Source organism: Oleiphilus sp. HI0123, from assembly GCF_001635315.1.
On the sequence record NZ_LWGE01001281.1, the window covers coordinates 1 to 11249 of the forward strand.

At 45.1% G+C, this 11249-nt stretch carries 14 protein-coding genes; 8 read left to right on the plus strand and 6 right to left on the minus strand.

Translation table 11 applies throughout. The features are described from left to right. Nucleotides 1-826: tol-pal system YbgF family protein (locus A3761_RS15255; RefSeq protein WP_231881230.1), on the plus strand; the 826-nt coding region annotated here is incomplete at its 5' end. Here A3761_RS15255 and A3761_RS15260 read toward each other — a convergent pair. Genes A3761_RS15260 through A3761_RS15270 form a run of 3 tightly spaced genes read right to left on the minus strand, consistent with a single transcriptional unit; the run spans nt 823 to nt 3632 of the window. After that, nucleotides 823-1713, minus strand: a complete 891-nt coding sequence (locus A3761_RS15260; RefSeq protein ID WP_082865453.1) for a TIGR01212 family radical SAM protein — start codon at nt 1711-1713, stop codon at nt 823-825. The two genes, A3761_RS15255 and A3761_RS15260, sit on opposite strands and share 4 nt — an antisense overlap. A 3-nt stretch (nt 1714-1716) precedes the next feature. Continuing rightward, nucleotides 1717-2613, minus strand: coding sequence for a U32 family peptidase (locus tag A3761_RS15265; RefSeq protein WP_231872238.1), 897 nt, complete (start codon nt 2611-2613; stop codon nt 1717-1719). A gap of 23 nt (nt 2614-2636) precedes the next feature. After that, on the minus strand, nt 2637-3632 hold the full coding sequence (locus A3761_RS15270) for a peptidase U32 family protein (RefSeq protein WP_068506974.1): 996 nt from the start codon (nt 3630-3632) through the stop codon (nt 2637-2639). A 152-nt stretch (nt 3633-3784) separates the two neighbouring features. Between A3761_RS15270 and A3761_RS15275 the strand changes: the two genes are divergently transcribed. From A3761_RS15275 to A3761_RS15280, 3 genes are all read left to right on the plus strand, one after another. Further along, nucleotides 3785-4267 carry an SCP2 domain-containing protein gene (locus A3761_RS15275; RefSeq protein WP_068506978.1) on the plus strand — a complete coding sequence of 161 codons (483 nt, stop codon included), beginning with the start codon at nt 3785-3787 and terminating at the stop codon, nt 4265-4267. A gap of 133 nt (nt 4268-4400) precedes the next feature. Next, a complete protein-coding gene (locus tag A3761_RS25815) occupies nt 4401-4562 on the plus strand; it encodes a DUF2986 domain-containing protein (protein ID WP_082865452.1) in 162 nt (53 codons plus the stop codon). A 153-nt stretch (nt 4563-4715) separates the two neighbouring features. Next, nucleotides 4716-5150 (plus strand): PilZ domain-containing protein, encoded by a 435-nt coding sequence (locus tag A3761_RS15280; RefSeq protein ID WP_068506981.1) that lies wholly within the window; start codon nt 4716-4718, stop codon nt 5148-5150. Between the two features lie 164 nt (nt 5151-5314). Here A3761_RS15280 and A3761_RS15285 read toward each other — a convergent pair whose 3' ends face one another. Continuing rightward, nucleotides 5315-5614 (minus strand): hypothetical protein, encoded by a 300-nt coding sequence (locus A3761_RS15285; protein ID WP_068506983.1) that lies wholly within the window; start codon nt 5612-5614, stop codon nt 5315-5317. A 132-nt stretch (nt 5615-5746) separates the two neighbouring features. Here A3761_RS15285 and A3761_RS15290 point away from each other — a divergent pair, with 132 nt between their 5' ends. Beyond that, nucleotides 5747-6409, plus strand: a complete 663-nt coding sequence (locus tag A3761_RS15290) for an HPP family protein (protein WP_068554771.1) — start codon at nt 5747-5749, stop codon at nt 6407-6409. Here A3761_RS15290 and A3761_RS15295 read toward each other — a convergent pair. Further along, entirely contained in the window at nt 6406-6858 is a 453-nt protein-coding gene (locus A3761_RS15295) for a hypothetical protein (RefSeq protein WP_068506996.1), read from the minus strand. The genes A3761_RS15290 and A3761_RS15295 overlap by 4 nt on opposite strands. Nucleotides 6859-6983: 125 nt before the next feature. Here A3761_RS15295 and A3761_RS15300 point away from each other — a divergent pair, with 125 nt between their 5' ends. The 3 genes from A3761_RS15300 (at nt 6984) to A3761_RS15310 (ending at nt 10132) form a co-directional block, all read left to right on the plus strand. After that, nucleotides 6984-7328: a copper-binding protein gene (locus tag A3761_RS15300; RefSeq protein WP_068510116.1), complete on the plus strand. Its 345-nt coding sequence runs from the start codon at nt 6984-6986 to the stop codon at nt 7326-7328. 215 nt (nt 7329-7543) lie between these two features. Then, on the plus strand, nt 7544-8356 hold the full coding sequence (locus A3761_RS15305; RefSeq protein WP_068507001.1) for a formate/nitrite transporter family protein: 813 nt from the start codon (nt 7544-7546) through the stop codon (nt 8354-8356). A 48-nt stretch (nt 8357-8404) separates the two neighbouring features. Beyond that, nucleotides 8405-10132 (plus strand): bifunctional protein-serine/threonine kinase/phosphatase, encoded by a 1728-nt coding sequence (locus A3761_RS15310; protein ID WP_068554776.1) that lies wholly within the window; start codon nt 8405-8407, stop codon nt 10130-10132. 68 nt (nt 10133-10200) lie between these two features. Here the strand turns inward: A3761_RS15310 and A3761_RS15315 are convergent. Continuing rightward, nucleotides 10201-11249, minus strand: a 1049-nt coding sequence (locus A3761_RS15315; protein WP_231881231.1) for a putative solute-binding protein, incomplete at its 5' end; no start/stop codon positions are given.

An 11249-nucleotide genomic window follows, 5' to 3' on the forward strand; every position in this document is an offset into this window, starting at 1 on the left:
ACCTAGTTGGATGAGCATTATTAAAAAGATGCACTTATCTTATGTCAGCTTGATTGCATTTTTTGCGATGAGCTATTTGAGCGTATTGGTGATCGCAGATTTGCTTCACCCTGTATTACCCTCCTTTGCTTTTGCTCCGGTTTGTGTGCTGCTGACGGCATATTTTGTTATAGCCCTGTTTGCGGTTTTGGGTTACGTCTTAAAGCGTTATGAATTCTTTTCATCGGTGAGCAGTGTCAAAGCGCTTGAGAGCGAACAAGACAATACGCCAACTGACAGCTCACAACGAATCAATGCTGACTTAGATATCGCGATCAAAGATGGTGACTTTTCCAAAGCCTTGTCTCTTTTGGAAAACAGTATGAAAGGCAAGGGAAAGCGGTCTGACTTGAGAGTCCATCAGCTGTATACGCTATTGCTAGAGCGCCGAGACCTGGTTCGCCTGGAACAGCATAGTCACTTGTTTTTTGAACTCTTACTGGGTCGGGGGCAGAAGTTGGCAGCTTATGAGTTGTTTGAAATGCTGCGCAATGAGCAAGAGAAGTTCCTGGTGCACGATATTCAACTGAGCCTCGATCTGGCTGAAGCGTTTTATCAGATGAAAGAGTATAAACTGGTGCTTTGGTTAGCACGTGAAGCGCACCAACGATTTGACTCGTGCCCGGAATTGGCGAAGTTATATTTACTAGCCGCTAAGACTATTCTTTCGAAGTCCAAGACACCGGAAAAAGCACGTGCATTCTTGCACTATATTGACGAGAACTTTCCGGATACCGAGTTTAAGGAAGCCGCAAGGCGCTTGCTAGAACACCTTGACTCACATTAACTGAGCCGATCATTGATGGCATTGAGTATTTGCCACTTCTTCCCACACCACTGTGGGGCAAGCAGAATGTCTTGCGAGGCTGTTCCGGTTAGCCGGTGAACGATTACGTTTTTAGGAAGGCGCTCAAGCATTTTGACCACGGTATCGATATACGCTTGCTCAGCGACAGGTTCATACAAACCTTTCTTCCATTCTCGTGCTAGCTGCGTTCCTTTTACAATATGAAGCGGATGGAACTTGATTCCATCTGTTCCCAGTGCCAAGACTTTATCTAAGGACTTCAGGCTATCAAGGGCTGCTTCGCCAGGAAGCCCCACTATTAAATGCGTACATACTTTTATCCCCATATCGCGAGCACGCCGACAAGTATCTTCATATTCCATCCAGCCATGACCACGGTTGACCCGCAGGAGTGACTCATCATTAGCGCTTTGTAGTCCTAATTCCAACCATATTTCATAGCCTTGCTCCTGATAAGCCAAGAGCAGTTCGAGCACCTCATCGGGAACACAGTCAGGGCGAGTCCCTATCGACAAGCCAATGACGTCGTCGACCGCTAAAGCACGATCATACAAGCGCTTTAGGTTTTCGGCCTCATCATAGGTGTTGGTATAGGCCTGAAAGTAGCCAAGAAATTTCTTGGCTCCGGTACGCTTGGCGATCACCGCTTTGCCGCGTGCTATTTGTGACTCAATTGAGTCTGGCGCTTTGGCGTTGGGGCTGAAGGATGCGTTATTACAAAAGGTGCAGCCACCAATACCTTTGCTACCGTCTCGATTAGGACAAGTAAAGGAAGCGTTGAGAGAGAGCTTATGGACATGCTCGCCATGGCGCTGTTGCATATACTGGCCAAATGAAAGATAAGGCCTTCCAGCCACAACACTCACAACTTAAACCATTTGACTTGATTGCATATCCATACCCGGCTTGCCAAACCAATAACCGTTGCAATCCTGATCGCTCAGCGCAATTTCACTCGACTGGCCATCAAGCGCATCACGGAAGCGACGAATGATGTCACTCATACCCTCAGCACGAGGGCTTAAGCGCAAGACATCAACATCGAATTTTTTCATTTCAGGCACCTGTGCAAGCAGGTTATAAACCGACGAAGACTGCGTTTGGATGCCGTTAATATTAAATAGGGCCTGTTGCTCCTGACTCTTTACTTCTAGCCCTTCCGGGTAGTGAATGCAGCTAAAGCGACAATCATCCTTGGGTAAGTCCAGGTAACGTGCGGTAAAACACCGCGCGGAGTAAGCGAGAGGAAGATGGCCATAGCTGAAGACTTCGGTTTCAATCTTCTCACGGATACCAAGATCACTTGCCTCGTCGTGAATGGTTTGTAAGCAATGGCCCGAGAGCTCAACCGGCATAACCCAACGTCGAGCACCGTTTCTGACCATAATCGATAAAGTGCGTGCATTGTAGATATTGGTGCTAGGACCACAGACAAAGGGTACTCCTTTGCGCGATAGTAATTGCACTGCAGAGATATCGTTCGCTTCAACTTGAACCGGGGCGTTTTCACAAATATTCTTTAAGGTGCTTAATTCAGAATCTGCCATTAATAACGCCAGACTGGAAATTACGACTTCTTTACCTGATTCCGATAGTTCCTTGGCTAGCTCTAGCCATTCAGCAGTTTTTAATTCTCGGCGCTTAGAACACACCGTCTCGCCTAAATAAATAACATCGACAGGGCTGTCGAGCATCTCTTGGTAGAAGTCATAAACGCGCTGTTTTGGCCAAAAAAACAGGTTTGGGCCTAGTGATAATTTCATCATATTACTCCCTAAATCTGCGGGGTTTATTGCCAGGCGCGCGTATAAGCGCCCAAAGTGGTTTGCGAGCCTTCAGAGACTTTATCGAGTGGCTTGCTCCATTGGGGTTTCACTTTAAAGTTATCCGGGTCGCGCTGATAGCTGTCTAAAGCTTTGCGCCAAACCGAGACAACCTGTTCAACATAAGCCGGGCTGCGTTGTCGACCCTCAATTTTTACAGCCTTGATGCCGATCTCTGTTAAGTCAGGAATTAAGCCAATTGTGTTCAAGCTTGTTGGTTCTTCGAGTGCATTGTAGAGACGGCCTTCCACTTCAAATCGGCCTTTACACAAGGTTGGGTAACCTGCTTTTTCATCTTCCTGATAACGGTCAATTAGCACATTGTTCAAACGTGACTCCAGGCCGTCTTCTGTTTCTTCCCAGCGAACAAAGCTTGCAGGCGAACAGGCACCGCAAGTATTGGGTGATTGGTCGGTTAGGTATGAAGATAAATAGCAGCGCCCTTCAGCCATAATGCATAAGGAACCAAAGGCAAAGACTTCTAATTCGATAGGCGACTTCTTAGCAACTTGCGCCACCTGCTTGAGTGATAAGACGCGTGGCAGCACAGCGCGGCGAACATTGAAATTGCGCTTGTAGAAACTTAGTGACTCAGCATTTGTGCCAGAGCCCTGAACCGACAAGTGCAGGTTTAGATTGGGGTGCTTTTGGGTGGCGTAATCCAGCACCCCCATATCAGCACAAATTAGCGCATCGGCCTGAATATCGGCGGCTACATCAACGGCTCGTTGCCATTTACTCCAACCTTCGGGCTGGGCATAGGTATTCACCGCGATATATAACTTAACGCCTTTGGATCGCGCATAAGCTAAGGCTTGTGAGACCTTTTCTTCTTTGAAGTTTAAGCCTGAGAAGTGACGTGCATTAGTTTCGTCTTTAAATCCTACATAGACGGCACTGGCACCACTATCTACCGCTTTTTTAAAGGCTGGTAAACTGCCAGCCGGACAGACCAAATCCATAAAGAAATACTCGAAATAATACGTCTGACCATTGTGAAGAATCCCCCGGCTAGTCACTATCCCTATTGGTGGGTATTTTATGTACCAACTTGCCGGGATATAGTTTCCTTTAATATCTGTTCGCTAATCTCGTTTTAAGGAGCGAAGCTACAATGCTATTGTCGAGCCCGAGAACTCTGCTTCCAAAATTACCTTTGACTTTGGTCAAACCTGTTCGCCATATGCCTTTTGGCCTGCAAAGTTTAGTGCTAAAAAGAGTGCTGAAAGCGGCCTTTAAGTCAGCCTTGGATCAAGGTGACATGGATTTTCTTAAACAGCGTTGGCTAAAAATCGAGATTAGCGATGCGGATATCAATTGGTTCTTTAGTTGTGGTCCTCGAAACGAGATATTAATGCAGAAGGATGCGCAGACGGACGTTTGTATTCGCGGTAGTTTGCGTAGCTTTATTTTGCTCGCGGCCCAAAAAGAAGACCCGGATACGCTGTTCTTCCAGCGTGACTTGGTGATTGAGGGTGACACTGATCTGGGTCTTGAGATCAAAAACCTGATGGATAGCCTGGATCTCGATGACTTGCCACCAGAGCTGCTATTTGCCGTAAGAAGTGCTGCAGAGTATGTGACAGTATTTAGCTAAATACTCTTACTCCAATAGCGCCCGTCCGCTTAGGAGGTAATCCATTGTTTTGGGTATATAAGCTTCCACCAAGCTTCCACCAAGCTTTCCTAACGACTAGAATCCCCCTATCTATCGTTAAAGGCCAGATTTGATGAATCGTAAAAAGAAGCTGAACTCCATCCTCAAGAAAAAACTTAAGAAGGCAAATGCCAAACTGGCGCCTAAGAAGAATGATAAACCTCGCTATATATCCAAAGCAGAACGGGCTGTAATGGAAGAAGAAAACACCTTAACTGAGATCAAAAACGACTAATAGATTGTCGGCTTATAGCCTTTTCTTGGGTGGCCGTGTACCTTCCAAAAAATTAATCTTTTTCATCTTATAAAAAAGTGACAAAAGTCTCACTTCGATCCATATTGTTAGCAGCTAGCATTTTGTACTTAGCCTAAGAGATGTACCGCAGCGATGAATACACCCGCACCACGAGCTTATATTCGCCACCCGTCCAAGGTTGGTATACAGGTTACGCCTTTGAGTACGCGCGAGCAGCTCAATCTGGAGATTAATAATATCAGCCAGGGTGGTCTGTCTTTTGATTCCAATGTTTCATTTTTCAAAGATACTGTGGTGAAGCTGAAAATACCTTCGGTTAAGCCGGTATTTAAGGTCAATGCAATTATTCGTTGGTGCCGAGAGCAAAGTGACAAGCAAGGCAGCCCATACGAGCTGGGCGTAGAGTTTCTCGACAATGATGACGCCTTTAAAGTTCGTATGATCGAACAGGTATGTCATATTGCCGAGTATCGAAAAGACTTGCAGGAACAGTTGGGTAAGCGAGTGACCTGGAATCAGGCCTCTCAGGAATGGATTAGCAAGAATGGGGGCAGCTTTCCGCGCTAGTCCGCGGTGAGTCACATTCAGGCAGGGCGAGTATTGTGAAGCAAACCTGTCATCGAATATGATCAAAAACGTATAACAGAAAGCAAAAAGCCGCAATACACAATGAACAATGTATTACGGCTTACTCAACTAACTAGCGTACTTTTTGGAACCTTCTGACCAGCTCAGGTGCCTTCGACTTCGACTTCCATCTCTACGTCTTTGAATAATAGTCCGAATGTATCCCAGACCTCTTCGACGGATTTCTCAATTTCATGCACTGCATGCTCTGAGGACGCGACAAGCTGTTCCTCTTTTTCTTTCAGTCCTGAACGATAATCTAGCAGTTTTTGATATTTATTTTGTGCGATTGATCGTAGCTCGTCAGGCAAGTCCTTTACCCTGTGCTCCATGCGGTCGATTTTGTAATCCCATTCTTCTAATTTCTTTGCAAATTTCTCAATTTGCTCATGATGTGAAGACATTTTCACTACTCCTACTATGCTACAAGTCAACGCCAGAATAGCGCGCTACAAAAAAAAGCTCATTGATGTAGGTCAACGGCCGATTTATATTCATATAAGCTTAGAATTCCAATATGAAGGTGACATGACAGCATGGCCGTATTTTTTGTACACGATGTAAGGACAGGGCTCGTTACACCACTAGACCGTAAGTTTAGGGTGCGTGATATTCCTCCAACGGATGAACTGACTGAAATACAGAAAGTTCATTCTAAAGCTGAAACCGACCCCGAAGATTTTAAAGATCATCGTCAAAAGTCAAAGCAGAAACCCCTGGAGCCGAGTGCAAGCCAGCAGAAAGCGATTTCTGCCTACCAAGAAGTTAAGCCCGCCCGAAGCCCTTTGGGGAGAGTGAAGAATATTATGAGCTCGCCGGTACTGAGTATCAGCAAAGATAAGACGCTCGAAGATGCCTGGCGTATTATGCAGAAGTATGAAATACATCACCTGGTCATTCTTGATGAGGAACAGAAATATTGCGGAATGCTATCTGATAAAAAGATCGTCCCTTTTCTAATGAGCCCACAGGGTGGTAACCTCGAGGAAATGCAGAAAAGCTCGCTAAACGCCTTCTGTCACGAATCGTTGTTATCAACCCACCCAGAAACTCAGGTAGAAGACTTAGCACCAGCTTTGTTGGAGTATGGCTTGGACGCGATAGCGGTATTCGAGAATCAACAGATTGTCGGGATCGTTACCCACCCCGATATATTGAAGACGATACTACTGAAGGAGTCGCTAGAAGCAGATGCTTAATCTGGTCGAGCTTGTTGGGGGCTAAAAAGTAAAATGATTAGACCTAAGAGGCCAACTGCCGTGATCGATAAGCCGGCTTCTAATACGACACCTGCAAAACGGTGGTCTAAGCGGTAGAGACCACTCGAAAAACCATAACTCAAATCCAGTAACCCCAGGAACAGTGCCGCACCGGCGCAGGCTGCTGCGAGTACTCGGCCCTTTTGCATCCATTGGTTGCACCACAAAGGCAGGGCAGAAACTAGCATACCAAAGGCCAGAATTAAATCAGGCAGCACAAAGCTTCTTTCCCACAAGTAATAGCCTTCAAAATGTGGCATCAGTGCTCTTAGCTCTTCGATAGAAAAGAGCGAGCCGTTAAAGAACTGCCACCAGAAATGTATGATTCCCAGTGCTGCACCGATATAAATCATCGCCAAAAGGCGCTGAAACTTAAGTTTCTTAATCATCTTTTTTCAAGGGGGTCAGACTCGATTGAAAGCTATGTAGCCAATAGACCAATACATGCTACCTCTGGACGATGCTAAAGGCTATAGTGCTAAAATTAGCTACTTTAAATTCGGAGATGACACTTATGCGCCTATTAGTCTTGCTTAGCATGATCACCTTGCTTTCGGCCTGCAGTACACCGCTTAAACCAATCAATAATGGCCATGGCACGACAGAAGGAATAATGGGAGAAACGATTCAGGAAGTTTCAGCTTATGGTTTGATTACCCAAGTTGCTGCAGAGGAGGGCTTAGTGAATATCAAACATGGGCCGATTCCCGAACTCAATTGGGCCCCTATGTTGATGACTTTCAGAGTTAGTGAGTCTTTGTCACTTGAGCCATTCAAGGCGGGTGATAAGGTTAGCTTTATACTGGAGCTGGATGAAAAGGGTTTGCATCGGCTGAAATATGTGGAAATCAGAAAGTAAGTGAGATCTCGCTTCAGCGTCAACTATCGCACCAAAACTAAACAAAGCCATGTTTTGCTCTCTATAAGTGAGCCTAACTTATTCACTTATAGGTATATAGATTTCAGTGATTACGAATATAAGTAATTGTTATTTAATGTGAAGTCTAAAAACGGCCCGAGCTATGCTCTCTCAGATTATGTAAATTTTTAAACCTAATCTAAGAGAGATTAATTATGGCCTATATCGAACCGAGTGAATTCGCCACCAAAATGGTTGATTCAGGTGAACAGAAAATTTTCATGTCCACCAAAGATACGTTAGTACGTGCATTCATGGCGGGTGCAATTCTAGGGCTCGCCGCATTCTTTGCTATTACTGTTATTGTGAAAACAGGCAGTTTATTAGTTGGCTCACTTTTATTCCCTGTCGGCTTTATCATGCTCTATTTGATGAAGTTCGATTTGTTAACCGGTGTGTTCACGCTAGTGCCGCTATCAATACTTGATAAACGTAATGGCTGTACCGTGCCGCAAATGTTGAGAAACTGGGGCTTGGTTTTCCTTGGTAACTTTGGTGGCGCACTGACCACAGCTTTCTTTGCTTCGTTTATTCTAACTTATGGTTACAACACTGACGGCGGTGCCTTGGCAGCTAAAGTGAGCACCATTGGTGAGTCAAGAACACTGGGTTATCAAGCGCATGGTGCTGATGGCTGGTTCACGATATTTATTCGTGGCATGCTGTGTAACTGGATGGTATCGATGGGTGTTGTCGGTGCAATGATTTCAACCTCTGCAACGAGTAAGATCATTGCAATGTGGATGCCGGTAATGCTCTTCTTCTTTATGGGCTTTGAACACTCTATTGTAAACATGTTCCTATTCCCATTCTCTATGATCATGGGCGGTGACTTTGGTTTATACGAGTACTTCGTATGGAACGAAATCCCAACAGCTTTGGGTAACCTTGCTGGCGGCTTCTTACTAGTAGGTCTGCCACTATACTGGACGCATGTTAGGACTAATCCAGAGCGTAAGGTCGCTTAATACTAAAATAATATAATAGGAGCCCCGCCAGAAATGGCGGGGTTTTTTATGTCTAAGCAACTTAAAGTATCTGTTAGTCAGTATTCAACTGCAGGAAAGAAAGACCTGAATCAGGACTTCCATGCAGCCTATGCCCCGGAAGAGCCTTTGCTCGCGTCCAAAGGGCTGGTGGTCGCTTTGGCTGACGGTATTAGTAGCAGCAATGTAAGCCAGATTGCGAGTGAAACCGCGGTTAAAGGTTTTATACAGGACTACTACAGCACATCAGACTCCTGGTCTGTGAAGACCTCTGCTCAACGGGTTCTTAAAGCAGCTAACTCCTGGCTGTTCGCGCAGACCCAAAATAGCCCGCATCGCTTTAATAAAGACAAAGGCTATATCTGTACCTTTAGTTCGCTTGTTATTAAGTCGAACACTGCTTATTGCTTTCACTCTGGTGATTCACGTATCTACAGGCTTGCTGACAATAACCTTGAGCAACTAACCAAGGATCATCGACATGTCGTTGATGCAGAAACGAGTTACCTGACCCGCGCATTGGGCGTTCATGACACTTTGGAAATGGACTATCGAGCGCTTCCTCTAAGTGAGGGAGATATCTTTATTCTTGCTACTGACGGGGTGTATGAGTTTCTTACTGAAAAGCATTTGGCGAATACGATTACGAGAGCTTTTGAGGAGACAGGGAAAGTACCAGATAGTTTGGCAAAAGAGTTGGTTAATGAAGCCCTGGCAGCGGGCAGCGATGACAATTTAACTTTGCAGATCGTGAGCATCGATAGTTTACCGGCGCGAGAGTTAAGTGAGTTACAACAGCAGCTTACTCAGCTGCCTCCTGCCCCCAGATTAGAGGCTCGTAAAGAGTTTGATGGATACATGATTCTACGTGATATCTATATCAGTAGTCGTAGCCATGTATTTCTAGCAGAAGACCAACAAACAAAAAAGAAGGTGGTGATAAAAACACCTTCCACAGAAATGAGAAATAACCCGGATTACTTGGAAAGCTTCTTGATGGAAGAGTGGATTGCAAAAAGGGTGAGCAATGCTCATGTTTTGAAAGCAATTGAACCTGATAGAAAGCGTAATTTTATTTATTTAGTGTACGAATATATTGAAGGGCAGACGCTTGCACAATGGATGCTGGATAACCCTAAACCGGACATCAAAACAGTGCGAGAGATCGTTACTCAAATTGCTAAGGGGCTTCAGGCCTTTCATCGACAAGAGATGGTGCATCAGGACTTAAGGCCAAATAATGTCATGATTGATAGCCAGGGAACGGTAAAAATTATAGATTTTGGCGCAACAAAAGTAGCCGGAATTACTGAGGTGATCAGTAAAAACGAAGGCATTATGGGGACAGCTCAATTCACTGCACCGGAATACTTTTTGGGGGAAAGCGGAACAAGCAAGTCTGATCTGTTCTCTCTAGGCGTCATGACCTACAAGATGTTAAGTGGCGAACTACCTTACGGCAATGATATTTCAAAGATTAAAGATCGGCGTTCACTAGGGCGGCTAGGCTACCAATCCATCGATAAGGGGCGGGATGTTCCTGGCTGGTTTGACTACGCAATTAATAAGGCGGTTCATATTGACCCCTTAAAGCGCTATGGTGAAGTATCCGAGTTTATTTATGAGCTGAATCATCCAAGTAAAGTCTACGTAAATAAAGCCAAGCCACCGTTGTTGGAACGTAATCCCGTACTTTTTTGGCAGCTAAGCTCGTTGATTTTACTAATTATTGTGCTTTATCAAGCCAGCATGACGTAAACAATGTAGGCGGTTGGATTTGGGGCAACCGCCCGTATAAGTTTTCAAAGGCTTGGGTTACTTGTTGGCTATTCGGGCGTACTGCACTCCGCGCGGCTAGGGTCTTCAGCACAACGGATTTTCCATAGTAGTCGCAGCGCCTTAGGGTTAAAGGTACTATCTTCTTTTAGGGCCAAACGAATATCTCGGCTAAAGGTATCAAATTCAGACTTGGATGCATCACTTGTTTTGATCCAGTACTTGGCAGGAATTTCGTCTTCTGCATCTTTTACCATCTTATGGATTTGAGTGAGACGAGAGACCATGTATTTACGCATTTTGTTGCCAAAATCTGGAGCGAAGTTTTCCTTCTTGATAACCGTTTGGAGCATGCCGTAAAACAAACGGTAATCAATGATGCCACCTTGCTCTCCTAAACCGTGGTATAGCTCGAATGTGTTGTAAGCCAATGCCGGCATTAACAGAATATCGATATTGCCATTGTTAAACTGGCCAGAGAAGGTTGCCAGAGAGGTGGAAACGGGAGAAGCACCGGCCAGGGAGGCGAGTTTGAAGGCTTGCGGGTCACCATTCAAAACCGATATTTTTTTACCGCTGAAGTCAGGCACTGTGTTAATAGATTTATCATTGACGAATACATACATGGAGCCAACGGGAAATGAGGCGACAATTTCATATTTGCCGTTACTCATCAAGGTGCCTGCCTTTGGACTGGCTAAGGTTGCCAGTATTTTATTCAGCCCCTGATCCGACATGATTCCACCAATCGCATCAAGAGAGCCTCCAAAGGGTACATAGTCGCGGGACAGAATTGCACTCAAGTGTGCGGCATCACAAATGCCTGCTTTGAAGTCATTGGAAGCAACCTTCTCGTCAGTGTAAGCCTTGAATTCGAGGTCGATACCCCAGGCTATAGCTTTAGGTTTGAGGTCAGCATAGAAAGTNATCACAGGACCATTGGTACCCACCGGATCCCAAGTGCAGATGGACTTCTTCTCTAGCGAGAAAGCTGAGGTGCTAAATAAATATATTACGAATGAAAAGAATGTATAGAGTGCGTATTTCATATCAGAGCCCTTTGTTATTTTTAAAGTAAGGTACTGCTCAATCCTTATGA